This window comes from Paenibacillus sp. 01T424 (assembly GCF_056398745.1).
On record NZ_JBFTPZ010000011.1, the window covers coordinates 77,630 to 103,998 of the forward strand.

24 protein-coding genes are annotated in these 26,369 nt (G+C 45.6%); 20 read left to right on the forward strand and 4 right to left on the reverse strand.

All coding sequences use genetic code 11. The features are described 5' to 3' along the window. Positions 1 to 7 precede the first annotated feature (7 nt). The gene (locus tag AC1DPK_RS11385) at positions 8 to 487 is read right to left on the reverse strand and encodes a GNAT family N-acetyltransferase (protein WP_477510376.1); all 480 of its coding nucleotides are present in this window, start codon (positions 485 to 487) and stop codon (positions 8 to 10) included. 177 nt (positions 488 to 664) lie between these two features. On the opposite strand from AC1DPK_RS11385, the gene AC1DPK_RS11390 reads away from it, so the two are divergent. The 16 genes from AC1DPK_RS11390 (at position 665) to AC1DPK_RS11465 (ending at position 18,429) form a co-directional block, all read left to right on the forward strand. Beyond that, on the forward strand, positions 665 to 1,495 hold the full coding sequence (locus AC1DPK_RS11390) for an amidohydrolase family protein (protein WP_441882743.1): 831 nt from the start codon (positions 665 to 667) through the stop codon (positions 1,493 to 1,495). Then, entirely contained in the window at positions 1,492 to 2,988 is a 1,497-nt protein-coding gene (locus AC1DPK_RS11395) for a tagaturonate reductase (protein WP_477510377.1), read from the forward strand. Before AC1DPK_RS11390 ends, AC1DPK_RS11395 begins: the two co-directional genes overlap by 4 nt. Beyond that, positions 2,981 to 4,483: a UxaA family hydrolase gene (locus AC1DPK_RS11400; protein ID WP_477510378.1), complete on the forward strand. Its 1,503-nt coding sequence runs from the start codon at positions 2,981 to 2,983 to the stop codon at positions 4,481 to 4,483. The genes AC1DPK_RS11395 and AC1DPK_RS11400 overlap by 8 nt, the downstream gene beginning before the upstream one ends. Before the next feature lie 65 nt (positions 4,484 to 4,548). Beyond that, positions 4,549 to 5,493: an aldo/keto reductase gene (locus AC1DPK_RS11405; protein ID WP_477510379.1), complete on the forward strand. Its 945-nt coding sequence runs from the start codon at positions 4,549 to 4,551 to the stop codon at positions 5,491 to 5,493. Between the two features lie 14 nt (positions 5,494 to 5,507). Further along, positions 5,508 to 6,521 carry a zinc-binding alcohol dehydrogenase family protein gene (locus AC1DPK_RS11410; RefSeq protein WP_477510380.1) on the forward strand — a complete coding sequence of 338 codons (1,014 nt, stop codon included), beginning with the start codon at positions 5,508 to 5,510 and terminating at the stop codon, positions 6,519 to 6,521. Positions 6,522 to 6,745: 224 nt separating this feature from the next. Beyond that, positions 6,746 to 8,608, forward strand: coding sequence for an ABC transporter ATP-binding protein (locus AC1DPK_RS11415; protein ID WP_477510381.1), 1,863 nt, complete (start codon positions 6,746 to 6,748; stop codon positions 8,606 to 8,608). Then, on the forward strand, positions 8,595 to 10,304 hold the full coding sequence (locus AC1DPK_RS11420) for an ABC transporter ATP-binding protein (RefSeq protein ID WP_477510382.1): 1,710 nt from the start codon (positions 8,595 to 8,597) through the stop codon (positions 10,302 to 10,304). The genes AC1DPK_RS11415 and AC1DPK_RS11420 overlap by 14 nt, the downstream gene beginning before the upstream one ends. A 441-nt stretch (positions 10,305 to 10,745) precedes the next feature. Beyond that, entirely contained in the window at positions 10,746 to 11,699 is a 954-nt protein-coding gene (locus tag AC1DPK_RS11425) for an ABC transporter permease (RefSeq protein WP_076267197.1), read from the forward strand. Further along, positions 11,689 to 12,630: an iron chelate uptake ABC transporter family permease subunit gene (locus tag AC1DPK_RS11430; RefSeq protein WP_477510383.1), complete on the forward strand. Its 942-nt coding sequence runs from the start codon at positions 11,689 to 11,691 to the stop codon at positions 12,628 to 12,630. The genes AC1DPK_RS11425 and AC1DPK_RS11430 overlap by 11 nt, the downstream gene beginning before the upstream one ends. Continuing rightward, on the forward strand, positions 12,627 to 13,385 hold the full coding sequence (locus AC1DPK_RS11435) for an iron ABC transporter ATP-binding protein (RefSeq protein ID WP_076267195.1): 759 nt from the start codon (positions 12,627 to 12,629) through the stop codon (positions 13,383 to 13,385). The genes AC1DPK_RS11430 and AC1DPK_RS11435 overlap by 4 nt, the downstream gene beginning before the upstream one ends. A 70-nt stretch (positions 13,386 to 13,455) precedes the next feature. Then, positions 13,456 to 14,436, forward strand: a complete 981-nt coding sequence (locus AC1DPK_RS11440) for a siderophore ABC transporter substrate-binding protein (RefSeq protein ID WP_477510384.1) — start codon at positions 13,456 to 13,458, stop codon at positions 14,434 to 14,436. A 168-nt stretch (positions 14,437 to 14,604) separates the two neighbouring features. Beyond that, positions 14,605 to 15,357, forward strand: coding sequence for an ABC transporter ATP-binding protein (locus tag AC1DPK_RS11445; protein ID WP_477510385.1), 753 nt, complete (start codon positions 14,605 to 14,607; stop codon positions 15,355 to 15,357). Further along, complete coding sequence (locus tag AC1DPK_RS11450; protein WP_477510386.1) at positions 15,345 to 16,106, forward strand: ABC transporter permease; 762 nt, start codon at positions 15,345 to 15,347, stop codon at positions 16,104 to 16,106. Before AC1DPK_RS11445 ends, AC1DPK_RS11450 begins: the two co-directional genes overlap by 13 nt. Then, positions 16,106 to 16,957 (forward strand): MBL fold metallo-hydrolase, encoded by an 852-nt coding sequence (locus tag AC1DPK_RS11455; protein WP_477510420.1) that lies wholly within the window; start codon positions 16,106 to 16,108, stop codon positions 16,955 to 16,957. The genes AC1DPK_RS11450 and AC1DPK_RS11455 overlap by 1 nt, the downstream gene beginning before the upstream one ends. 54 nt (positions 16,958 to 17,011) lie before the next feature. Next, positions 17,012 to 17,476: a divergent PAP2 family protein gene (locus AC1DPK_RS11460; protein WP_477510387.1), complete on the forward strand. Its 465-nt coding sequence runs from the start codon at positions 17,012 to 17,014 to the stop codon at positions 17,474 to 17,476. 179 nt (positions 17,477 to 17,655) lie between these two features. Then, positions 17,656 to 18,429: an alpha/beta hydrolase gene (locus tag AC1DPK_RS11465; RefSeq protein WP_477510421.1), complete on the forward strand. Its 774-nt coding sequence runs from the start codon at positions 17,656 to 17,658 to the stop codon at positions 18,427 to 18,429. A 13-nt stretch (positions 18,430 to 18,442) separates the two neighbouring features. On the opposite strand, the gene AC1DPK_RS11470 is transcribed toward AC1DPK_RS11465, so the two are convergent. Together AC1DPK_RS11470 and AC1DPK_RS11475 are read right to left on the reverse strand one after the other, a co-directional pair. Next, entirely contained in the window at positions 18,443 to 19,390 is a 948-nt protein-coding gene (locus tag AC1DPK_RS11470; protein WP_477510388.1) for a TRM11 family SAM-dependent methyltransferase, read from the reverse strand. An 86-nt stretch (positions 19,391 to 19,476) separates the two neighbouring features. After that, the gene (locus AC1DPK_RS11475; protein ID WP_477510389.1) at positions 19,477 to 20,565 is read right to left on the reverse strand and encodes a glycosyltransferase; all 1,089 of its coding nucleotides are present in this window, start codon (positions 20,563 to 20,565) and stop codon (positions 19,477 to 19,479) included. A 154-nt stretch (positions 20,566 to 20,719) separates the two neighbouring features. Between AC1DPK_RS11475 and AC1DPK_RS11480 the strand changes: the two genes are divergently transcribed. Genes AC1DPK_RS11480 through AC1DPK_RS11495 form a run of 4 tightly spaced genes read left to right on the forward strand, consistent with a single transcriptional unit; the run spans position 20,720 to position 25,665 of the window. After that, positions 20,720 to 21,541 carry a hypothetical protein gene (locus AC1DPK_RS11480; protein WP_477510390.1) on the forward strand — a complete coding sequence of 274 codons (822 nt, stop codon included), beginning with the start codon at positions 20,720 to 20,722 and terminating at the stop codon, positions 21,539 to 21,541. After that, positions 21,538 to 22,113, forward strand: a complete 576-nt coding sequence (locus AC1DPK_RS11485) for a hypothetical protein (RefSeq protein ID WP_477510391.1) — start codon at positions 21,538 to 21,540, stop codon at positions 22,111 to 22,113. Before AC1DPK_RS11480 ends, AC1DPK_RS11485 begins: the two co-directional genes overlap by 4 nt. A 17-nt stretch (positions 22,114 to 22,130) precedes the next feature. After that, positions 22,131 to 23,873, forward strand: a complete 1,743-nt coding sequence (locus tag AC1DPK_RS11490; protein ID WP_477510392.1) for an ABC transporter ATP-binding protein — start codon at positions 22,131 to 22,133, stop codon at positions 23,871 to 23,873. Between the two features lie 10 nt (positions 23,874 to 23,883). Continuing rightward, on the forward strand, positions 23,884 to 25,665 hold the full coding sequence (locus AC1DPK_RS11495; RefSeq protein ID WP_477510393.1) for an ABC transporter ATP-binding protein: 1,782 nt from the start codon (positions 23,884 to 23,886) through the stop codon (positions 25,663 to 25,665). A 142-nt stretch (positions 25,666 to 25,807) separates the two neighbouring features. On the opposite strand, the gene AC1DPK_RS11500 is transcribed toward AC1DPK_RS11495, so the two are convergent. Next, the gene (locus AC1DPK_RS11500) at positions 25,808 to 26,311 is read right to left on the reverse strand and encodes a DinB family protein (protein WP_477510394.1); all 504 of its coding nucleotides are present in this window, start codon (positions 26,309 to 26,311) and stop codon (positions 25,808 to 25,810) included. Positions 26,312 to 26,369: the final 58 nt, after the last annotated feature.

Here is a 26,369-nt window from a genome sequence, read left to right on the forward strand (position 1 = left end):
TTTCTCCTCACTCTCCTGTATGAATTGATAACGCCCACTTCTCTTCGATAAGTTGTTTATTAGACAACATTTCAGTATGACTTTCCTTTAAAACAAATCCTTTTTTAGCATAGATTCGTCTTGCTGTTACGAGCTCACTGTTGGTCCAGAGGATGATGGTTTTGAAAGCTAACCCCTTACAGAAATCAATCGCCGTTTGTACCAGCTGCTGCCCATAACCAGCTCCTCTTACGTCAGGCTCAATGAGAAACAAACCGAGCTGAGCGGTATCCTCATTTACTTTATGAATACTAATCGAACCACGTTGCTTTCCTTCACTTTCCAAAATCCAAATGTTCTCATTAGGATCTGACCTCTCGATAAAACCATGTACACGATCAGCAATAAACGCTCGGAAAGAGAGATCGTAGTGGAACTCCTTATTGTAAAGATTGTAGTGGGAGTTAATGATGTAATCTACATCTTCTAATTTAAACGGACGGATCATCCGATCACCTTTTCCATTCTATTTTAAGTTTCAAAAAGCGCTAGTCCTCCTAGCATCAGTCTGATTGTAACAAATATCAAAAAAGAGTACAAATATGCATGAATTGATTATTTCAGCTATCAATATTGTTTTTTATAATGAAGAGGAAGCTACTTTGTTAGAAAAGAGGCTGATGAGATGAGAATAGATTCGCATCAACATTATTGGAAGATTGAACGAGGGGATTACGGCTGGATCACACCAGACATTCCGGTGCTTTACCGCGATTTTTTGCCTCAGCATTTGGAGCCTCATCTAAATAAACATAAGCTGGACGGTACGATTGTTGTGCAGGCGGCAGCAACGCTTGCGGAAACGGATTATTTGCTGACATTAAGCGAGTCATCCGATACGATATTAGGCGTTGTCGCATGGCTGGATCTTGCCGATCCGGATTATCGCAATCATTACGAGCGTTTTGCGCAGCATCCGAAATGTGTAGGCTTCCGTGTCATGATTCAGGAGATGCCCGATGCGAATGCGATTTTGGCACCAAGCTATTTGGAAGCGTTCACATATTTTGCAGACAAAGGAATACCGATAGATTTGTTAGTTGTGTCGCATCAGCTTACTCCTCTAGTTGAACTGCTGGATAAAGTGCCAGGCCTTCATGCGGTCATTGACCATATCGCGAAGCCTAGAATAAAAGCTGGGGAGCTTGAGCCTTGGAAAAGCCAGATTAGCCAAATTGCCGCTCATCCTAATCTATTTTGCAAGCTCTCGGGAATGGTCACAGAGGCGGATCATGATAACTGGCAACCAGCTGATTTCTTGCCCTATATCGAGCATGCGCTCGAAGCATTTGGTTACAAGCGGGTCATGTTTGGCAGCGATTGGCCGGTCAGCTTGCTTGCGGCAAGCTACGACGAGGTTGTGTCCGTGCTGGAACAGGCGCTGCCGCAGACATGGACGGAATTAGAGCGAGAGCGGTTGTTTGGACGAAACGCAAAGGAGTTTTATCGAATATGAATACTTTAAACGAGCAGCAATTAAATGAAGAACAGACACAGCAATATAGGGTAATGAAGCAAGCTAAGATTACGGTACTGCAAATTGGCGAAGGCAATTTTTTGCGCGGCTTTTTTGACTGGATGATTCAAGCTTGCAAGAATCAAGGCTTATACGAGGGAAGCATTGCGGTGACGCAGCCGCGTCCCGGAGGCAAACCAAAGATTGATGCGCTGGCAGAACAGGACGGTCTATATACGCTTGTTGTTCGCGGTTTGGAGAATGGTGCCAGCGTGGAGCGTACAGAGATAGTTTCTGTGTTTAGCAAAGTATTTGATCCGTATTCCAGCTGGGATGAATATCTCACATTAGCCGAAAGCCCAGACTTGCAGGTTGTCGTATCCAACACGACGGAAGCGGGACTTGTTTATCGACCGGAGGAGCTGATCGAGGGACAACCGATTCAGTCGTTTCCCGGCAAGCTGACACAGCTGCTGTACCGCAGGTTTAATTATTTTAAAGGCGATCCGAAGCGCGGCTTAGTATGCTTGCCTTGCGAGCTGCTGGAACGTAATGGCGATGAGCTTCGCAGCTGTATTTTGCGCTATAGCGATGATTGGGGATATTCCGAAGAATTCAAACATTGGGTTACTCAGCATAACCGTTTTCTGAACTCATTAGTCGATCGCATTGTTACGGGTTATCCAGATGCAGCACAGGCTGAAGCTTGGTTTGGTGAATGGGGCTACTCTGATTCCATGCTGAGCACAGCAGAGCCGTATCATTTATGGGCGATTGAGACAGGACCGGAGCTGGATGAGCTGCTTCCGCTGCGCAAGGCTGGACTGAACGTACATTATGTCGAGGATTTGAAGCCTTTCCAGCTAAGAAAGGTGCGAATTTTGAATGGTGCACACACGTTAATGACGCCGCTTGGCTTGCTGCATGATATAGAGCAGGTGCGGGAAGCGATGGAGGATACAGTGCTAGGTCCTCTGGTGAGAGCAACGGTAGAGACGGAAATCATCCCTTCACTTGCCATTTCTGAAGAGGAGCTGCACGCCTATGCACAGGATGTTTATGAACGTTTTCTTAATCCGTTCATTCGTCATCGGCTTGCGGATATTGCGATGAACAGCTTAAGTAAATTTAAAGTGCGTCTGCTTCCATCCCTGCTTCATTATGCCGAAGATGGTAATATGCTGCCAACGGGGCTTATACAAGGTTTTGCTGGTTTGCTTCGGTATTACAAAGTAATGCTTGGTGAGACGGGTTACGAAGGGAAAACGTTAAGCGGATTGTCGTACGTGGTGCGGGATGATGCCAGCTTGCTTGCCATCATTGCGTCTATCTGGGCGGAAGCGAAAGAGCAGAAATGGCCGCTGGAACAGACCGTATCTAGACTGCTGCACTTGGAAAACGTGTGGGGATGTGATTTGGCGTCACTATGGCCAGAACTGGCAGCTGCGATAAGCGCGAGCATAGAGGAAATGGAGCGAGTAGCGAATGAATAGCTGGATTCGATTGCATGAGGATGATCATGTCGTTATTGCGCTGCAGTCATTTGCAAAAGGGGATAAGCTGACGCTTGAATCGGGGTTAGTTCTTGAGCTGCAGGATGAGGTGCCGAAGGGTCATAAGGTGCTGACGCGAGCTGCTCGGAAAGGGGAGCATGTGCTCAAGTTTGGTTACTCGATTGGAGTTGCGAAGGAAGATATTGAGCCTGGCAGCTGGATTCATACCCATAACATGGGCACGGGCTTAAAAGGATTTCTCGATTATTCGTATGAGCAGACTACGTCGCCAGCAGAAGTGAAAGCAGTATCGCGTGATGCTGATCGTACCTTTCAAGGCTTTATTCGCGAGAATGGCGATGTCGGTATACGGAATGAAATTTGGATTATTAACACGGTCGGCTGCATTAATAAAACCTGTGAGATTGTAGCAAGAAAAGCACATGCGCTTTATGAAGGTCGTGTGGATGGGGTGTACCATTTTGCACATCCGTTCGGCTGCTCGCAGCTTGGCGATGATCTTGTGCACACACAGAAGCTGCTTGCCTCACTCGTAAACCATCCGAACGCAGCTGGCGTACTCGTTATCGGCTTAGGCTGTGAGAACAATCAGATTGATGCGTTCAAGCAGGCAATTGGCGAACATAGCGCAGAACGAGTAAAGTTTCTCAAGTCGCAAGAGGCGGAGGATGAGATCGAGAACGCGCTGGGGCTGGTAGAAGAGCTCGTAAGTTATGCAGAACGATTCAAGCGCGAGCCAGTTTCGGTATCAAAGCTGAAGCTTGGCCTGAAATGCGGCGGCTCGGATGGCTTGTCCGGCATAACGGCGAATCCGCTCGTAGGCGCGGTATCGGATCGTTTGATCGAAGCGGGCGGTACAGCTATATTGACCGAGGTGCCTGAGATGTTTGGCGCGGAGACGATATTGATGAGTCGCGCAGCAAATGAGCAGGTTTTTCACAAAATTGTTCATCTAATAAACGATTTCAAGCAATATTTTATAAAGCATGATCAAGAAATTTATGAGAATCCATCGCCCGGCAATAAGGCAGGGGGCATCAGTACGTTAGAGGAAAAATCACTCGGCTGCACTCAAAAGGGCGGACACGCTATTGTAAGGGATGTTGTGCCTTATGGGGAGCGCGTTACGAGCAGCGGTCTCAATTTATTAGAAGCGCCTGGCAATGATCTTGTATCGGTTACGGCGTTATCAGCCGGAGGAGCGCATATCGTGCTGTTCACGACTGGTCGGGGAACGCCGTTTGGCGGGCCGGTTCCAACCGTGAAGATTGCGACGAATAGTGAGCTTGCTGCCCGCAAGAAAAACTGGATCGACTTTAACGCAGGTGAGCTGCTTGAGAGCAAAAGCATGGAGACGCTGACCGATGAGCTGTGGGAGCAATTAATCAGCTTGGCTTCAGGCGAGCTGCAAACACATAATGAGCGAAACGGGTTTAAAGAAATCGCGATTTTTAAAGACGGCGTTATTTTGTAAAAGCGGTGGCGAACGGTGATCGATGGCAATAACAGATTGATCCTCAAAAATCGGAGTGGATATAAATGAAATATCGTAAACTTGGCAAGACGGGACTCGAGGTGTCAGCTCTCAGCTTTGGCGCATCCTCGCTAGGTTCTGTATTTCGAGAGACGGACGAAGCAGAAAGCATTCGTACCGTGCATACTGCGGTGGATATGGGCATTAATCTGATCGACGTTTCGCCATATTATGGCTTAACGAAAGCGGAGACGGTGCTTGGCAAGGCGATAACTGAGATTGCGAGAGAGCGGTTTATTCTGACGACGAAGGCTGGTAGGTATGGCGAGGATGAGTTCGATTTCTCGGAACAGCGTATCATCCGCAGTGTGGATGAAAGCCTAGCTAGGCTGCAGACGGATTATATCGATATATTGTTTTTGCATGATATTGAATTTGTTCCCTTCGAGCAAGTTGTAGAGGGTGCGTTTTTAGCACTCGATAAGCTGAAACAACAGGGGAAAATCCGATACTCGGGTGTATCTGGGCTTCCGCTTGCTGTATTTGAGAAATCGCTGGCGTATACCGAGCTCGATGCTGTACTTTCTTATTGCCATTATTCTTTAAATGATGCCTCTTTGCTGGAGCTATTGCCGCTTCTGGAGCAAAAGCAGGTTGGGCTTGTTAGTGCATCGCCGCTTTCGATGGGCTTGCTTGGCAATCGCGCAGTTGCGAGCTGGCATCCTGCTGGTGAACAGATACGTGCTTTATGCGCGAAAGCCGCCGAGTATTGTGCTGCTAAGGGTGAGGATATCGCCAAGCTGGCTGTACAATTCGCTACAGCGAATGAACGAATCCCAACAACACTGGTGAGTACAGCTAATCCGGCTAATATCCGTAAAAACATAGAATGGACGGACGAGCCGATTAATGAACAGCTGCTGCGAGAGGTTCTTGCTATATTGGAGCCGATTCATAACATTAGCTGGAAAAGTGGAAGAGAAGAATATAATACGAGAATCGACGTATAAGGGAGAGCTGCAGGATGAGAGCAATCGTATGTGAACAAATCGATCAGCTAAGGCTGGTTGAGCAAGAGGAGCCTGTCCTGCAGCCGGGGACAGCAGTCGTTCGTATTCGGAGAATAGGAATTTGCGGAACCGACCTGCATGCATATAAAGGAAATCAACCTTTCTTCTCTTATCCACGCGTGCTGGGTCATGAGCTGGCTGGCATCGTTGAGCAGGTGGATGATCAGCAAGACAAGATCAAAACGGGCGATCAGGTTAGCATTATCCCCTATTTGCACTGCGGTCATTGCATCGCATGCCGGCATGGCAAAACAAATTGCTGCACCGATATGAAGGTGCTCGGAGTTCATGTTGACGGCGGTATGCGCGAGCTAGTTGTCATACCGACCACACATTTGCTTGTGACGAACGACCTGACGCTTGATCAATCAGCCGTGCTGGAGCCGCTGAGCATTGGCGCGCATGCCGTTCGCCGCGCGGAGCTTCGAGCTGGCGAAACGGTGCTCGTTATTGGTTCAGGGCCAATTGGTCTTGGTGTTATGGCTTTTGCCAAGCATCGCGGTGCGCGGGTGATCGCTATGGATATTCAGGAGGAACGTTTAGCCTTTTGCAAGCAATGGGCGAAGGTGGATGAGACGGTTAATGCTAGGGAAGACGCTGCGGCGAAAATTTCAGAATTAACAAATGGTGATTTTCCAACTGTTGTATTCGATGCTACCGGCAGCGCAAGATCGATGAGCGATGCATTTAGTTTTGTCGCACACGGAGGCAAGCTTGTCTACGTTGGCCTCGTCAAAGCAGAGCTTTCCTTCAACGATCCTGAGTTTCACAAGCGGGAGATGACGTTAATGGGAAGCCGAAATGCGACCATAGAGGACTTCTCAGCAGTTCAAGAAGCTGTGCGAAGCGGCAGCATTGATGTGGCTAGTTTCATTACGCATCGTGTGCCGTTTGCTGAAATGATCAACCACTTCGATAGCTGGCTGAAGCCAGAATCAAAGGTTATTAAAGCGATTGTGGAATTATAGCCAAGATATCGCAACTATTATAGAAAGTCCGGTCAACAGGCGCTGGTGCCTTGAGCCGGGCTTTTTACGTGTTTATGTGCAGAGGTGATGCTGCTTGGTAATGAATAATTATAATCATTTTTTGCGTTGACAAAATGTGTACCCAGAATTATGATAGGTAGCCAACTGCCAAAAAATAGGTTCTTTAAAGGGGTTTAACAAACAGAAACGAGGAGGGAACAACGATGCTAAAAACAGAAAAAGCTGCCGAAGCCGATAGGCCATCGCAGCAGATGAGCGAACAGGCTCGCAAGCAGGCGGACAAAGGAAAACAGAAGGCTGAGCTGAATGAATCAAAAAGCTCCTACATTTGGGCGCTAAAGTTTTTGACGCCTTATAAGAAGCAAATTGCAGCACTTGCGGCCTGCGGTACGATGGCGGTGCTCGGGGAAACATTAACGCCAAAGATGATCCAATATGTTATCGATCATGTTGTAGTCAACAAGGATACCTCGCTTTTTATGATGATTTTGGGAGCACTTGTAGCTATCAATTTGCTCATGCTTATCGCCAAAAATTATCGTAATTTACTTCAGCGGACAATTGGTGAATTAGCATCCCGCGATATGCAAACATCGATTTTCAAGCATTTGCGCAAGCTCGGCTTTGCTCATTACGAGCGGCACCCTGCGGGCGAGACGTTGTCGATGTTCAACTCCGAGGTAGCTTCGGTTCAGAAAATATACCGCAATGTCCTTCCGAGCGTCATCGAAAACTTGCTTTTTATAGCGGTAGCTATTTGTTTGCTGCTCAGCATTAGCGGCTGGTTATGCCTCATCATGCTGCCAACATTCGGGCTTTATTATTTGTTTGGACCTTATTTTGAACGGAAAGCTTCCCTTTACGGGAGAGAATCCGGTCAATCACGAATTGCCTATAATCAATCGGTTTACGAAAGCATATCCGGCTTGCGCGAATTTCGAGCGTTTGGCTCGCAGCCCTGGTACCATGGACGGACGCTCGGGAAACATAAAGAGTGGTCGCATGTTTACTTGCTCGCTGCTACGTATAGCTTCGGGCGAGGCAGCTTTCGGCGGTTTACATTTTATTTGGGCGCCATTGCACTATTTATTACGGGCTACTACTCTCTCCAAAATAATTGGATTACGTTAGGCGGTTTTATCGCCTTCACCCTCTTATACATGACGACGATGTTCCGCCTCACGCTGCTCGTCACTCAGCTTACGGAACAGAAGCTCATCATCCACCAAACGATTCCGCTATATAGATTCATGCACAAAGAAATTGAGATTGATGATCCGGCCGATCCGATCGCTCTTGATGAGGTACGCGGCGGACTTACGTTCGAGGATGTTTACTTTCAGTATCCGGAGCAGCCTCCTGTTATTAACGGCTTCTCGCTCACCATCAAGCCAGGAGAGAAGGTCGCCTTTGTAGGGGCAAGCGGCAACGGCAAGACTACGATGTTTAAAATGATTGGGCGTTTTTACGATCCGACTGCCGGCATGATTAAGCTGGATGGTGTACCAATTCAGCAAATGACGTTAGAGCGTTTGAGAGAGTCGATCGGTTATGTATTCCAAGAAACCTATCTGTTCGGGTCTTCTGTCAAAGAGAATATTCGATTCGGCAAACCAGAAGCAAGCGATGAAGAAGTGGTTGCAGCCGCCAAAGCTGCTTATGCGCATGAATTCATTATGCAGCTGCCCGAAGGCTACGATACGCTCGTTGGCGAGCGAGGGATGAAGCTGTCAGGCGGACAGAAGCAGCGAGTATCGATTGCGCGGATGTTTGTGAAGCAGCCAGCTATTATTTTGCTCGATGAGGCGACCTCGTCTCTAGATAATGTAAGTGAATATGAAGTGCAGCGTGCGCTTGATGAAGTACTGGTTAACCGTACGACGATTGCGATTGCACACAGGCTGTCCACGGTGAAGCATTTTGACAAAATCGTTGTCATTCACGAGGGCCGCGTCGCGGAGGCAGGAAGCTATGAAGAGCTGATTGCACGCAAAGGGCTGCTTTATGAACTGGAAATCGGGCAATCCGAAGCAGCGGAAGAGAGGGTGGCACATGAAGTATCTTAAAATCTTTTGGTCGAACTCCGTTATGCTGAAAGGCACTTATCTCATTGTGCTGCTCTATCTCGCACTGGAGTCCGTATCCAATTATACGATTGTATATGTTCAAAAAATATTAATTGATGACGTGTTTACGGAAGGCAAGTATGAGCTGATGCCGATTGTCATCTCCATATTCGCGCTTGCAGGTCTCATCTACTCGCTAATGTTTACGATGACGAGCCGAAGTCTCGTTCGCAATGAATTTGCAGTCAGCCGCTCTTTGCTCTCCCGAATGCTGAAGCGGCTTGAAGGTGTTCCAGTCGAACGGTTCCAAAATGAGCGAACCGGCAAATACGTATATTCGTTCACGCAGGATCTGTTCGTTTCAGCTAGCGTGATGGGTTGGCAGATTCCGCGCGGTATACAGGAGACGTTAAACCTTTGCATATTGATGACGATCATTGGCATTTCCAGCCCTATTTTGCTGCTTATGATTGTGGGGCTTTGTACCATTTACATTCTTATTGGCTTTTACTTCACCCCCAAGCTGAAGGAGCAAGCCAAAAAAGTGGCGGAGAAACGTACGGCGCTGCTCATACAAATTGAAGAGGGAGTAGCCTCTACACGAGAAGTGGTTGCTTATCACCGATTGAAGTGGGAAATGAAGCTTTACGATAATATGTTTGCGGAATACTTTGAGCAGGTAATGGCTGAAGGAAAACTCGTGAATCGGCAAATTCGCTACAGCGATCCGATGAAATGGGGCATTGGCATTCTTGTGCTTGGCTACTGCGGTATGCAGCTTATTCATGAACAAATGTCGATCGGAACGTTCGTTATCTTGTTTCAATTTTCTACGCAAATGTCGGATTCCTTCTATAATCTATTTCAATTTATTATGGGCATGTCGTCGCAGCTTGCTAACGTGGACAGGGTTCAGCGTATTTTGGAGATGGAGCAGCAAGATAAGGGTCAAAAGAGTATAGCGGGACCGATTGAGCAGTTGTCCTTTAAAGATTCGAGCTTTCGCTATTCGCCAGAGCTGCCGGAGGTCATTCGCAGATTTTCGGCTGATCTGCCGATCGGAAGCAAAATTGCTTTTGTAGGGACGAGCGGGGGAGGCAAATCAACCATTGCTCAGCTATTGGTTCGTTTCTTTGATGCGCCGAAGGGGACTTTTAAGCTGAACGATATGGACGCCCAAATCTTCAACCGCGAGCAGTGGGCGAGTAAGGTGTCTGTTGTATTCCAAGACCCGTATATGTTCTCTGATACCATTCGTGAAAACCTGATGTTAGGCAGAGACGAGGTAACCGAAGCGGATGTGGAGGAAGCTTGCCGTATCGCTCAGATTCATGATTTTATTCTGGGGCTGCCTGATAGTTATGATACGAATATTGGAGAGAGGGGCATCAAGCTATCCGGCGGACAGCGTCAACGTATTGCAATTGCACGGGCAATTGTCAGTGATCCGGAAGTTTTGGTGCTGGACGAAGCGACCTCAGCGCTCGATCTGGAGACAGAGCGTCAGCTGCTGGCTGGCCTAGATGCAAGACGGAAGGGGCTGACGACAATCATGATCGCGCATAGGTTGTCCACTATCGAGAATGCAGACGTGATCTTCGTTATGGATCAAGGATCGTTAGCTGAGACCGGCACCCATGAAGAGCTGCTCGCCACAGGCAAGGTGTATCAACAGCTGCTCATGGCGCAGCATTAGATGCAATATATGAAGCAGCAAGTAAGTTAGGCTGTTTGTATGGAGGTAGAGCTGGAATCTAGATTTAGATTCCAGCTCTATTTTTATGAGGACACGCTTTAGGGGTGCTTATTCGAGCCGAGCAGCATGGATAAGACTAGTTTTTAGCTCTATCTGCGCTGGATTGGTGGATTTGGTGAAAATAGAGCTACAAACCGCTAATTAGCTTCCCCGAACGGAGCATATCTATGTTCACCAACCCGTCACACCTCCCAGCTGTATAGAAATGTCCATCCTTGAAAACAGGAAAGTCCATTCCGATCATCTGAAAATCGTGTAACATAGTGAATGTTGCTGATAATGGTTATCATTGAATGATGATAAGCGGAGGCAATGTATTTTTTTGATAATTAATGAGAATGATTATCTCTGATAATATTCGTGATGATTCGAGGATTGAGTATGAAGCTATGGTATCTTTTTGTCGTGCTTATTGTATTATCGATTACTTCTTTATTTATCGGAGTAAAAGACATCTCGCCGCTAGACCTTTTCAGTCTGACGGATGAGCAGCTTCAGGTTCTCACGATCAGCCGTTTTCCTAGGCTTATCAGTATTATTATTGCCGGCGTCGGCATGAGCGTTACTGGCTTAATAATGCAGCAGCTAAGCCGCAACAAATTCGTATCGCCTACGACCGGCGGAACGGATGATTCCGCTAGACTCGGTATCCTCGTTGCCTTAATGGTGTTCCCATCGGCGAGTACGCTTGAGAAAATGTTGATCGCGTTTGCTTTTGCACTCGCAGGAACCTATCTGTTCATGAAAATTCTCGATCGTCTGAAATTTAAAGATACGATTTTCATTCCACTGGTAGGATTGATGTTCGGTAACATCATCAGCTCTGTTACTACATTTTTTGCCTATAAAAATGATCTTATTCAAAACATCTCATCTTGGCTGCAAGGCAGCTTCTCGCTTGTAATGAGCGGACGTTACGAGCTGCTGTATGTGAGCCTGCCGCTGCTCGTAGTAGCTTATCTCTACGCGAACAAGTTTACCATTGCAGGTCTTGGCGAAGAGTTTTCAACCAATTTGGGAATGAATCATAAGCTTGTTGTTAACATCGGGCTTGTAATTGTAGCTCTTGTATCGGTTATCGTCATTTTGACCGTCGGTACGCTGCCTTTCCTTGGCCTTATTATTCCGAATATCGTGACGCTTTATATGGGCGACAATTTGAAGAAAAACCTGTCGCACACGGCGGTGCTTGGAGCCATATTCGTACTGGTGTGCGATGTGCTTGGCCGCCTAATTATTTTTCCGTATGAAATTCCAATCGGACTCACGATCGGCGTTGTCGGAAGCATTATTTTTCTTTACTTGTTGATGAGGAGAAAGGCATATGAAGCTTAAACTAAGTTTGCTTGCGGTGCTTGGCGTCGCATTAATTGCCGTATTTTTGTTCATCGATCTTGGAACCCATTGGGATTATGCACTGCCAAGAAGATTGAAGAAGGTACTGGCGATTGTCGTAACCGGGGGCGCTATTGCTTACTCCACTATGATTTTTCAGACCATTACGAACAACCGTATTTTGACGCCGAGCATTATCGGGCTGGATTCCCTTTATATGCTGATTCAAACCTTCGTCGTTTTTACCTTTGGATCGATGAGTCTGCCAAGCACAAACAAGCATCTTAATTTTTTTATTACGATAGCGGCAATGATAGCATTCGCCCTGCTGCTCTATAAGTTTCTATTCAAAAGGGAAGGCAGAAATCTTTATTTCCTTCTATTAATAGGGCTAGTGATGGGCACATTGTTCGGTAGCATGTCGACGTTCATGCAGGTTCTTATTGATCCGAATGAATTTCTAATTGTGCAGGGGAAAATGTTCGCGAGCTTCAATAACGTCAACACGGATCTGCTTATCATTTCAATCATCATCGTCGCTCTTGTAGCTATGTATGGCATGCGGCTAAGTAAATATTTTGACGTGTTATCGCTGGGCAAGGAGCATGCAGTCAATCTTGGCATTCCTTATGATTATGTTGTCAAAAGAGTGCTAGTCATCGTCGCCATTCTGATCGCTGTGTCCACGGCTTTAGTTGGCCCGATTACCTTCCTTGGACTGCTCGTTGTCAACGTAGCCTATCAGTTCATGAAGACCTATCGGCATAGCTATCTCATTCCAGGGGCGATACTCATCAGCATCATTTCACTCGTTGGCGGTCAACTGCTCGTAGAGCATGTGTTCACGTTTGAAACGACGATTAGCGTCATTATTAACTTCATCGGCGGAGCGTACTTTTTATATTTGCTGCTAAGGGAGAAAAAAGCATGATAGAGGTTAAAAATGTTTCCAAATCATATGGCGGCAAGCCGGTGATCGAGGATGTATCGATTCGGATTTCGAAGGGAAAGGTCACTTCGTTTATCGGTCCGAACGGTGCAGGCAAGAGTACGCTTCTCTCTATGATTAGCCGATTGTTAGCGAAGGACAGCGGTCAAGTGTTAATTGAGGGGAAGGAAGTAAGTAGCTGGAAAAGTGCTGATCTTGCCAAAAAAATATCGATCTTAAAACAGTCGAATCATATTAATCTTCGTTTAACGGTACGAGAGCTCGTCAGCTTCGGCAGGTTCCCTTATTCACAAGGCAAGCTAACAAAGGAAGATTGGCAGCAAGTAGATGAAGCCATTGCTTATATGGATCTTGTTGATCTGCAAGCCAAGTACCTTGATGAACTGAGCGGTGGACAAAACCAGCGTGCATTTATTGCGATGGTTATCGCTCAGAACACCGAATACATATTGCTGGATGAACCGCTCAACAACTTGGATATGAAGCACTCCGTCCAAATTATGAAGGTACTGCGGCGGCTCGTTGAAGAGCTTGGCAAAACGGTCGTGCTCGTTATTCACGATATCAATTTCGCTTCTTGCTACTCCGATTATATCGTGGCGTTGAAGGATGGAAAGGTCGTCAAGGAAGGTTCAACCGAGACGATCATCGACAATGCCGTGCTTCATGACATCTATGACATGGACATACCGATTGAGCTCATAAACGGGAATCGTATCGGCGTCTATTTTAAGTAGTCATGCAAGATTTACTTACTTCCGGTTTTCAAGTTTTTCAATATAAAAAATTGATTTAGGGGTGAATGTTTTGAAAAAATTTATACCTGTATTGGCTATTTTAGTCATTCTAAGCTTGGTGCTTGCAGCATGCGGCGCGAATAACAACGGAAATAAAGGCGCTAACAGCGCTACGAACACACCAGCATCTGAAACACCTGCAACAGATGCACCTACAGAAATTACAGTTAAACATCAGCTTGGCGAAACGGTTGTCCCCGTTAATCCTAGCAAAGTTGTCGTATTTGACTATGGTACTCTTGATACACTAGACAAGCTAGGTGTAGAGGTTGCTTCACTTCCGCAAGCTAGCGTTCCTGCATACCTTGAAAAATTCAAAGATGCAAAATACGTAAACGCAGGCAGCTTGAAAGAGCCGGACTTTGAGAAAATCAATGAAACTGCACCTGACTTGATCATTATTTCAGGTCGTCAACAGGATGCTTACGAAGAGCTTACGAAGATCGCTCCTACGATTTTTATGGGTGTGGACAACAAAAACTTCATGGAATCCTTTACGACTAACGTGAAAACACTGGCTCAAATCTTCTCTAAAGAAGCTGAAGCAGATACAGAGCTGGCAGCAATTAATGATTCCATTAAAGCTTTGAATGAAAAAGCAACAGCTTCTGGAAAAAATGGTCTTATTATTTTGGCAAACGAAGGTGCAATCAGCGCATATGGTAAAGCATCGCGTTTCGGTATCATTCATGATGTGTTTGGCATACCGGCTGTAGATGAGAACATTAAAGTTTCAACGCACGGCGACCCTGTAACGTTCGAATATGTAGCAGAGAAGGATGCTGATTACTTATTCGTAGTTGACCGCAATGCAGTGACAGAGGGATCAGGGGATGCACATTCCTCCGTTGAGAATGCTTTGGTGAAAAACACTAAAGCGTACAAAGAAGGAAATATCGTATATCTTAATCCAGATTTCTGGTACCTTTCCGGCGGCGGACTTATCTCTGTAGCGGAAATGGTTAAAGAAATTGACGAAGCGATAAAATAATAGCAGCAAGCATAGATGGACTATGAAGGCTGGTGGCCTGCTTCCGCAACTGCGGCAGTAGTCATCAGCCTTTTTTTGCATACGAGCGAGTCTGTGGCTTATTAAATTTACTTTTTTGAGCCAAGCATTACAGCTATAATGTAAGGGAAGCCGAAGGGAGGAACGTTTGTGGCTAGTGTTTTGGAACTTCAGAGTATTAGGAAAAACCGCAGTGGTGATGGTAATGTTCAGCTGTTCGCAAATGTTACTGCAACGATTGCTGATCCGGCTATTATTTCTATATTAGGTGTATCTGGACAAGGCAAAAGCACGCTGCTTCGTTTGCTTGCAGGTCTGGATAACGCCGATGAGGGTGATATCCGTTTACATAATGTTTCACAGCGAGAATTAGATCCAAGGGTTTGGAGAATGAAGGTATGTTACGTAGCTCAGCAGTCCGTTATGCTGAATGGGAGCATTGAGCAAAATTTGAGAACCGTGAGTATGCTGCATCGCATGCCGTATGATGAGAAGCTCGTACGCCATATGCTGCCAAGGCTAGGGCTGGATCATCTTGATTTGGGCAAAAGCGCTGAACAACTGTCAGGAGGAGAGAAACAGCGAATATCGCTGCTCCGTTCCTTGCTTCTTCATCCTACCGTGCTTCTTCTTGATGAGATTACCGCGTCGCTTGACCGAGGCAGCAAGGAAATGGTGGAGGAAGTGCTGCGAGAGTGGCATCATCAAGAAGGGGCAACGATGCTTTGGGTTACACATGATTTGGAGCAGGCTCAGCAGATGAGCAGCTCGATATGGTTCATGGGGGAAGGAACGCTGCTGGAGAACAGCGACACGGCTGCTTTTTTTGAACATCCAACATCTGAGCTCGCACAAAATTATATAAAAGCGCCGATACAAAAGGAGCAGCCATGTCAATCGTAGCACTTAGCTTTACCTTGTTGTTTGTGATGATTACGATGCTTATCTCCGTATGGCAGAAGCTTGGGCTTGAGCGAGACATCGCGATTGGCACCATTCGTTCTGCGGTACAGCTGCTGCTTGTCGGCTATGTGCTGCAATTTATTTTTAATACGAGCAATCCACTGTTTATTACAATGATCCTTGTAATTATGATTAGTGTAGCGTCTTATCATGCTGGTAAAAGGGGAGCTGGACTGAAGGGCATCATTTGGAAAATCGCGATTGCGATCACATCGACAGAGCTGCTTATGATGGGACTGCTGCTCGGCTTTCGAATTATAGAAGCGACACCGCAATACATTATTCCGATTAGCGGCATGACGATCGGCAATGCGATGGTCGTTTCGGGTTTACTGCTCAATCAAATGAGAAGAGAGGTCGAATCCTCGAAAGGCGAGATGGAGACGCTGCTCTCACTTGGAGCGACAGCAAGGCAAGCGATTCAAGACGTAATGAAGCGATCGGTTAAATCGAGCATGATTCCGACGATAGACGGAATGAAGACAGTAGGTCTAGTTCAGCTTCCTGGTATGATGACAGGGATGATTATCGCTGGTGCGAATCCGATCGAAGCGGTTCGGTACCAAATATTAATTGTGTTTGCGTTCGCAAGCTCAGCTGCGGTTACAAGCATTATTTTAAGTTTATTAAGCTATAAGCTATGGTTTACGAAAGACCTTCGGATTCAAAATATGGAGCAAAAAGGGTGATGACCGTCGTGAACGTATATAACAGTGGGAAAAATTTAGTAAAGCAAATAGCTGGAACTGAACTTCCAGATCAAGCTTTGGCGTTATGGGCGCTTGGACAAGAGGGCTTTCTCGTCAAATGGAACAAAAAAACGATTTTATTTGATCCGTATTTGACGAACTGGGTGTATGAGATGGCAGGACCGCCGTGGTCACGAGCCTTCGAATCGCCGCTGTCGCCTTCGGATTGCCTCGATGTCGATTATGTCGTATGCTCCCACCACCATGAGGATCATATGGACAAGCAGACGCTGCAAGTTATTCAGCAATCATCAAAAACACGATTTATCGTGCCGAGAGCTCATCTTCCGCTATTGAAGGAATGGGGTTTCCGTGATGAGCAGCTGATTGGGATCTCTCATGGACAATCGATTGAGCTTGCAGACGGCATAAGGCTCGATGCATTCGCTGCCAAGCATGAACAGTTCGAACAGGATGAAGCAGGTGAACATAAGTTTCTAGGTTATGTTGCGAATTTTAATGGCATTCATCTTTATCACTCTGGCGATACCGTTGGTTTCCCAGAGCTTGTCACTTGGCTGCAAAGCAGACAAATCGATATTGCATTATTGCCGATCAATGGAAGAGATTTTGTTCGCAATGAACAGGGGATCGTTGGCAATTGCAATTATCGTGAGGCTGTTGAGATTGCGGTACAAATTCATGCTGATTTATTGATTCCAATGCATTATGGCTTATTTCTACACAATGATGAGAACCCGGCTTATTTCGTCGATTATATCCAGCGTCATTATCCAGCCCAGAAGTTCCATATGTTCGCCCCCGGTGAGCGATTTATTTATATGAAATAATTTACGCTCAGCAGGGCAAAATGAGATGGGAATAAGGACTGGAGGTTGGCGGATATGTCAAACAGAGGACTTGTGACAGCGTTGACGGCTGTTGGGACAGCCCAATTGCTTAAGCTGCCTGTACATTTTGCGAGAAGCGGCAAATGGGATGTGCGGAAAATTATTGGTTCAGGTGGAATGCCGAGTTCACATTCAAGTGGCGTTTCCGCGCTAGCTGCATACACGGCGACCAAATATGGCGTAAAGACGCCGGAATTTGCTATATCTGCGATGCTTGGCATTATTGTGATGTACGATGCGATGAATATTCGCAGGCATACAGGTGAAATTGCTGTGCAGGTAAATGATTTGGACGAGGATGTGGAGAAGCTGGCTGGCGAGCATCCAGGATTGTATCATCAGCGCAGGCGTGAACGGCTTAAGGAAAGTCTCGGTCATCAGCCTATTGAAGTTTTTGCCGGCTCACTGCTTGGAGCACTTATCGGTTTCGTTGGAGCTTTGAAGATTAACAAGAAATAAGGCAAGTAGCAATTGTAAAATGAATAGACAGGCTTAGGCGCTTTTTTGGCTTAAGCCTGCTTTTATTTGAATACATACTTTTGCAGATGACTGGCCGAACTGTTAGTTATATAATGGTAAAAGATTTCAATTCTTATGCAGCATAAGGGGGAAATAAGGTGGCAGAGCAATTATTGTGGATGCACGGAGCACCGTATGCACTGGGAAATGCAGATGAGGATTGTCCAGCTATAACGCCTTATCTTGTAGATGGCGAGAATAGACCAGCAATTATCGTATGTCCAGGCGGTGGTTATGGCGGGAGAGCGCACCATGAGGGAAAACCGATTGCACAATGGCTGAATAGTTTAGGCATTTCTGCGTTCGTTTTGCGATATCGGGTGGCGCCTTATCAATATCCTTGCGCACTGCTGGATGTTCAACGGGCGATACGTACCGTCCGTTTCAAAGCAGAAATGTATCGAATTAATCCGAATAAAGTAGGCATTCTTGGATTTTCAGCAGGCGGGCATTTAGTTTCAAACGCGGGGACAAGCTATGACCAAGGGAATGAAAATGCAGAGGATGTTGTTGAACGGCAGTCCTGCCGTCCGGATTTACTCGTCTTATGTTATCCTGTCATCACACTCAAAGATCCTTTCACCCATGAGGGCTCAAGAGAAAATTTGCTTGGCAAAGAAGCGAAGCTGGATCAAATCGAACAGCTCAGCAATGAAACGCAGGTAACCTCGGATACACCGCCAACTTTTTTATGGCATACAGCAGATGATGGCGCCGTTCCTGTCGAGAACAGCCTTTTGTTCGCATCCGCGCTGAGCAAGCACCAGGTCCCTTTTGATCTTCACGTGTATACGAAAGGACGTCATGGGCTTGGCTTAGCCGAGGATGAGGAGCATACAAAAGAATGGACGGCTGCTTGCGCATCGTGGCTAGCATTTAATGGGTACAAATAATAGCTGTAATCTACTATTCACAGACGATTATTTGTCTGACGAAGCTGCCTTTTCGAGTGGTGCAGCGATCTAAGATGGTAAGGCCTGCGTTTGCAATAAGCTCGTCCATTGGATCAGCAGTCACAATGACAGCTTTGTTTGCGATTCGGCGAGTATGCTGCAGCAAGGAGAATTGTGCCTCGGGTGTCGTATTAGAGAAATGATTGTAAGGCATATCTACAATGGCTACATCATAATGGTCAGAGATATCAGCAATATCACCGCAAATGGCATCCGTTTCATATTCGAAATGAGCCAGGTTTTCACGTGTCCCGCGAATGATAAAATGGTTGATATCTCGGCCGACGATGTTCATGCCCATAGACAGCGCCTCTACCAGTACCGTCCCAATGCCGCAGCAAGGGTCGATCGCTTTAATCCCGACTGGATTCGGGATAGCGATATTGGCTATGGCGCGCGCAATTCGCGTGCTGAGTGCAATGGAATAGCTGCGAGGTTTTTGCATGTGTGCAAGCCAGACAGCTTTGCTTTTTATATAATTGCCAAAGTACCAGCGACCACCCCAAGTTAAAATGCCAAAAACGCAATCAGGTTTGCGTACATCAGCCTCGCCTTCGATATAAACGCCAAGTTCACGTTCAATTGCGCGTTGTCCTTCAAAATCGATTTTGTTTTCCGCCGTCAGGTCATTCATTTTTAGGAAAATCACCTTAAATGTAGCCTCTCCTAATTGAATTTGCTTCACCTGCTCCAAAATATCCTCAAGCCGTTCGCCTTGATATAAAACTTCAAGACGCTCTCTCATAAAAGGACTTCGGTCGGGATGTACGTCTATTTCGCTAAACAAAAGATCAGTTTCTGATTGTTTTCCAAATAAAGAACGCATCTCCAAGCGGCATAAATCAGCCTCTTCAATGCGATAGCCATAGGTATATACGAATAGATTTTTTCTAATTTCCAAGTTATTGTCGCATCCTTTGTATAATTGAATTGAAGCCTCTAGTATACATGAAAAGGAGGGGCGGACAAAGGAATGGCGATGTGCGATTAACGCTTGGTGTAGCGAATCAGTCGGTTATGAATGGTTTTTTTCCTTCCAAAAAGCTTGAGAAACAGCAATGGCGATTGGCGCGGCAAGCGGAATTCAAAGTGATATAGCCATGCCGTAAGCTTGAATTTAAGCGTTAAATAATAAAGAAATGACTTGATGTTGCTGTAATTGTGAAGCCAGCCAAGCTCCTTCGTACTGTCTGTCATCATTTTAAGGTTTACGATTCTTGCCAAATCTTTTTTTGCAGGGGCGACAGGATTGTGTTTGAAATTGTTGATCAGCATCGAAAGGATCGTTTGGATGTGGTAGGACGCCATATCCTTTCTATAATGGGCATGCGCTAATAAACCGAATTTCTCGGATAAGCTCTTTCGCAGCTGGTACTGCAGAACAAGGCTTTCTTCAAGATAATGCTTATAGGGAGAACGTATCAGACTGTTCAGATTGTTAACCGTGTTGTGAAAATACAAAGGGTCTGGAATCGCGCAGACACGATCAGAGGTTAGCAAGGCTTCCAAATGGAAAATGGTATCTTCTCCAACCGTTAATCCCTCGTTGTACAGAATCCCGTTTTTTTCAAGCGATGCGCGAAGAAATAGACTGCGCCATGTAAAACACAGGTCATTATTCGAATGAACAGCTGTAGCGCTTAGTATTAAATCTTTGCCGTTCATAACGGTATGCAGCCGAAAGCAGGGCGATACGTTCTGTTTGGTTGGAATTGTCGCGTAACCTCCAATCAACACTTCGCAAGCATGCTCTTCTGCCATGGCGTATAGCTTTACGAAAAAAAGCGGATCGATTTCATCGTCAGCATCAAGAAAGGCGACGTATTTGCCGCTTGCCGCTTGTAAACCGGCATTTTTGGCGCTGCTCGCACCGCCGTTTGGCTTGTGAATCACTTTAACTCTATAGTCTGTTATAGCGAATTCTTCGCATATTGCGCCACTGAGATCAGTGGAACCGTCATTGACGAGCAGCACCTCAATATTTCGAAAAGGCTGATTAAGAATGCTTTTCAAACAGGGACGCAGCCAATTTTCGGCATTAAATATAGGTACAATCGCACTTATCGCGTAATTCATAGGCTACACCTCTGACGTGTTCGATCGTTTAAATTTCATAAAGCGATGTTCAAAATAATCATATCACATTCGTTATAAAGAACAATCACTTATTTTAAAACCAATTATTATCTCTAGCACAAATAAGTGGTAATATGTACAGATGAGGAGAGGGGTGACAGGACTGAAAATTAAAATGAGATGGTATATCGTCGTGTTTCTCATTGCGGGAAGCTGGCTAGGAAACCTTTGGTATTTTCAGAGCATGCAGCTGAAGGAGGCGCTGTTTCTAAAGCATGACAGCACCATAAATGGGAGCACTGGCGAAATACTTGATTTTACATTTTTTGAAAATAAACAAGCATCTAATAAAGTAAGCAGCATTCAAATAGAAGAACTGCCGGAATTCCGATTTCAAATTTATAAAAGCAACACGCATACTCATCAATCTGAGATGCGAGCCTCTGGACAATTGATGCCAGATGTTATCAATGAGGATAGGAAAATACCGTTCACAATAAGAGAGATTACGGTGTATTACGAGAAAGGGCAGTCTAGAAAAGTTCCGATTGGTGAGATTAATGTCGTGTGGAATAAACGAGAAAGCATACTGGACTTTGCTTCGGGAAGCTCGTCCTCAAATGGCTCTGGAAGCTATAAGGTTTATGTAAGCAAAGCAGCTGTTTTAGAGAAGGTTGAATATACGTTCAGCGATAAAGTGAAGCCATGGTTCAAGCTTGATCTATTAGGGAAGCCGCTTGCGTCGGTTGAATTCCCAATGAAGCTGTCGCAAGATGATTCATTAGCATTTACATATCAATGGTCTATTCCGGATAATGAGCCCGAAGCCTTCACGATGTTTAAGTCCAAAATCATTCTTCACTTCAAGCTGGAAGACGGACAGGAGATGATTGAGGATATTCCGATTAATCATAACCTTAATTTTAGTGAGCGGCAGCTGAAGCGTTTAGTCCGTTCGGGAGGTGAAATGCATTGAGCACCCCTTTCAGACGCGAACTAAGGAGACTTGGCTGGGGCCTTGTTATTGCAATGATAGATATAAGGCTTGGATACTTTGATTTGCTGCCTGACATTATAGGTTACTTGATGGTTTTGTCAGCCCTGCAGCATCTGGGCTCCACACACCCGGCTTATAAAAAAGCGAAGTACATTTCTATTGTTCTGATCATTCTTACTATTCCAGTTCTGTTTTTCCAATCAAATGTAACGATTACGGAATTTTCGTCTATACCGCTGGCCGTCCATTTTTATTCGCAACTGCTGTTTATTCTTCATATTTTGATGGCGTATTGGATTTTTAATGGACTTATTGAAATGCTGAAACAGGATGGAGCTGTTCAGCTGTTGGATACTGCGATTAGCCGCAGAAATACTTATTTGGTGTTCAACATTTTAATGGTTATAATATATCCGTTCTTGTTGAATGTAGAAGAAAGCTGGGTCATGCTTTTAATCGCTTTTGGAATATTGTTATTCATTATGGAGCTGCTATTTCTTCGATTGCCATTTCGAGTCTCAAATGTTAGAGAGAAAAGGTCGTTGAATTAGCGGAAAAGGGGGATCTCATGTCTTTTGTAAAACGGTTGCGATGGTTTTTTAAGGATAGATGGGGCAGCTATGCGCTTGCCATAGGCATTATGGCGGTCGTTAGCTTGCTCTCCACAATACCGCCTAATCTAATTGGACGAACGGTTGACAACATCCGCGATGGCCAGCTGACCTCAGCTGGTTTAACGCAGACGGTGTTGACTCTAGTTCTGCTTGCGTTATTTCTTTACGTCATGGTCTATATATGGATTACGACGCTGTTTGGCAATTCGGCGCTTATCGAGAAGGTGCTGAGAGGGAAGCTGCTCGCAAATTTAACAAGGATGACGCCTGCTTTCTTTCAGCGCAACAGCACGGGACAGCTAATGGCGCTCGCGACAAATGATGTACTCGCAATTGGCCAGACAGCGGGATACGGTGTAATGACACTCGTCAACACGCTGGTAGGGGCATCGGTAGTCATCATTATGATGATTTCATTAGTCAGCTATAAATTAATGATCGCAGCACTTATTCCGCTTCCGTTGCTGGCAGTCGTGATTAGCAAGCTGGGCAAAAAAGTAAGAACTCGCTTTCTGGACGCGCAGGCTTCCTTTGGGAAAATGAATGAACATGCGCTGGAATCGATTTCGGGCATACGCGTTATTCGCTCGTACGTGCAGGAAAACAATGATCTTGTTGCATTTGATCATGTGACCTCAGAGGTTATGAACAAAAATAAACGGGTTTCGATTCTAAATGCAATGTTTCAGCCGATTATCTCGTTAATTGTAGGTGTCAGTTATTCCATTGGAATAGGTTATGGATCATATCTCGTGTTCCAAGATGAGATTTCACTTGGTCAGCTCATTTCATTTAATATCTATTTGGGCATGCTCATTTGGCCAATGATTTCGTTTGGCGAGTTTATTAATGTGCTGCAGCGCGGCAGTGCTTCTGCTGATCGATTGGACTCGGCGTTAACGCAAAAGCCGGATCTTCAAGATTCGGATAAGCCTGTTGCCATTAAGGTGCCTACGCGCATTGAGATGAAGCAGCTCACCTTTACTTATCCTACGGCTAGCCAGCCTAGCTTGAACAATGTATCCTTTCAGCTTGAACGAGGCCAGACACTTGGAATCGTAGGGAAGACCGGGAGCGGGAAGAGTACACTGCTTAAGCAGCTGCTGCGTCAATATCCGCTTGAAGCGGATCGTTTAATGATAGCGGGAGTTCCAGTTGAGCAAATTGAGATAGACCAGATGAGACGCTGGATTGCCTATGTGCCTCAGGAGCATTTGCTTCTCTCCAAGACGATCAGAGAAAATATTGCGTTAGGCAAGCCGAACGCAACACAGGATGAAATCGCTCGAGCGGTTCAAATGGCTTCTTTTACAGAGGATATTACACAAATGCCAGAAGGACTTGAAACGGTCGTTGGGGAAAATGGTGTTATGCTCTCAGGTGGACAAAAACAGCGGCTGGYGATTGCGCGGGCATTGCTCGTTGATTCCGAAATATTGCTGCTGGATGATTCCCTTTCAGCAGTTGATGCACGGACGGAAAGTCGAATTCTTCACCATATTCGTTTGGAGCGTGAAGGAAAGACGACATTTATTACGACTCATCGCTTATCAGCGGTTAGCCACGCGGACTGGATACTTGTGCTGAATGAGGGCCGAATCATCGAAGAAGGATCTCATGAAGAGCTGATGCTGTTTGGCGGCTGGTACAAGGAACAGTGGGAACGGCAGCAAATGGAAGCTAGCTTGGAAGAATAGGAGGCTTAGAATGCCAAAACAATCAACGGCGAGAAGACTATTCGCATATGCTCTCGTCTATAAGTTTAGAATTATCGGCGCCTTGCTTATTCTGTGCTGCGCGGTAGGTGCTGAGCTCGGCGGACCTTTTATTATAAAAACGATAATCGATAAGCATTTATCAGTCGGCGGGAATGATATTATGCCAGTTCTCGGGCTGCTGGGCGTTTATATGGGGCTGCTGCTTGTTGCAAGTATTAGCAATTTCTCGCAATCCTATATTTTGCAGACGACGGCGCTTCGCATTATCAAAAATATGCGTATGGATTTAATGAGTCATATTCAGCGAATTCCGCTGCGCTACTTCGACAATACGCCGATCGGGCAAATTGTATCGAGAATTGCGAACGACACAGAGGCGATAAGGGATTTATTCATGAGCTTCATGGCGACCTTTGTTGTCAGCTTCGTACAGCTGCTCGGTATTTTTACTGCATTGTTTATTTTGGATGTGCGGCTCGCGATGTTTTGCTTGCTCTTGCCGCCGCTTTTCGCGATCATTATGGTCATTCATTTAAAATACTCAAAGAAATACATTACGATTATGCGCGCACGTCTCAGCGACATGAATGCGATGATCAACGAATCGATTGTCGTTATGCCGATTATTCAAGCTTTTCGCCGTGAGAAGGTGACGCTCGAAGAGTTTGAGGTGCTGAACGAGGATCGTTACATTAACCAGATCAAACAGTTTAGAGTTTTCTCTTTGTCTTCAAGAAACATTGTGGGCACCATTGGAAGCTTGGTAACAGCGATGGTTATTTGGTACTTTGGGCGAGCTTCACTGGAAACAGCAATTCTTTACGGCGTATTTTATGCTTTTATCGATTATTTGGGTCGTATTTTTCAGCCGATTATCGGTATTTTCGATCAATTGACGAATGCACAGCGTGCATTTGTTTCTGCGGAGAAGGTATTTGCGATATTGGACATGGAAGGCATGGAGGTCGAAGAGGTAGCTCAGGTGAAACGTCCGGATGGTGTCGTGAAATTCGATAACGTTACGTTTGCATATAAAGAGGGCGAAAACGTTCTGAAGCAAATTTCATTCGAAGCGCGCAGAGGAGAGACGGTTGCATTAGTCGGTCATACCGGTTCGGGCAAAAGCTCGATCATGAATCTGCTGCTTGGCTTTTATGAGCCGGACAAAGGGAACATTACGATTGATGGACGTAATATAGCGACGTATTCGAAGCAGGAGCTGCGCAAGCATATGGGCATTGTGCTGCAAGATCCGTACTTGTTCGCAGGCGACATTAAATTCAACGTCAGCCTGTACAACAAGGACATCACAATAGATCGCGTGAAAAGCGTGCTGAAGGATGTTGGGGCAGCAACTTTTGTAGAGCAGCTGCCTGGCGGCTATGATGAACCTGTAGTTGAGCGCGGCAGCACGTTGTCTTCGGGACAGCGGCAGCTTATCTCCTTCGCTAGAGCTTTAGCCTTCGATCCTTCTATTCTTATATTGGATGAGGCGACAGCCAGCATCGACAGTGAGACGGAGGGGCTGATTCAGCAAGCCTTGAAGGTGGTCAGTGAAGGCAGGACAACACTAATTATCGCGCATCGCTTGTCCACCATTCGAGAAGCGAATCAGATTCTCGTCTTGCATCGCGGTGAAATCGTTGAGCGCGGCAATCATGATACTCTAATGGCGCTGCGAGGCAGATATTATAAAATGTATCAGCTGCAGAAAGGCGAGAAAGTATCGACTGAGCCGGCCACTGTAGCGATGGAAACACAAGGACGGTAGAAGTTTACTTTTAATGCTTTGAATAGGAATGAGAATAGCGGCAGCCAAGGAATGGAATTATTCCGAGGCTGCCGCTGCTATATATAATTTAAATCGTGTGCTGATTTAGTTGAAATAGGCTTCATTTATGCGATCTCTTGTATCACTTCTTAGACTGCGGCTGAAGTAGAAACTCTTCTACTTGTTTGCGATGATGCTCATCATGCTGGATAAAATCAAAAATTAAATATCCGATCGAATAGGGAGCTTTCGTTTGTGGACAATGTGTATTTCCGTGTACAATAATAGGATGAAAAAATTGCTGCTCAGTCATTTCGGTTAATTTTTGCACAAGTTTTTGTCTTGTCTCAATCGCTTGATTCAAAATTTCAGAAGGCAATATGCCGGATAATGCGTAAGCCGAGGAGGCAGCATTATATTCATCGTGGTTCGGGAATTCAACTTTGCTGTGTTTTTCAGCTTCGGGCAGTACGCTTGTAATGAAATATTGATCCCATTTGTCTAAATGGGCAATGATTTCTGCGGAGGACCATTTGCCCTCCTTGATCGGATTAAGCCATGCTGGTTCAGGTGTGATATGGGATAAGGATGAATACCACGGCGCTAAGCTGCCAAACTGCTGAATAAGTTCATTTTGTTTAATCATATAATCCTCCTACAATCAGATATAACTGAATTGTAGTACATAAACCACGACAACTGCC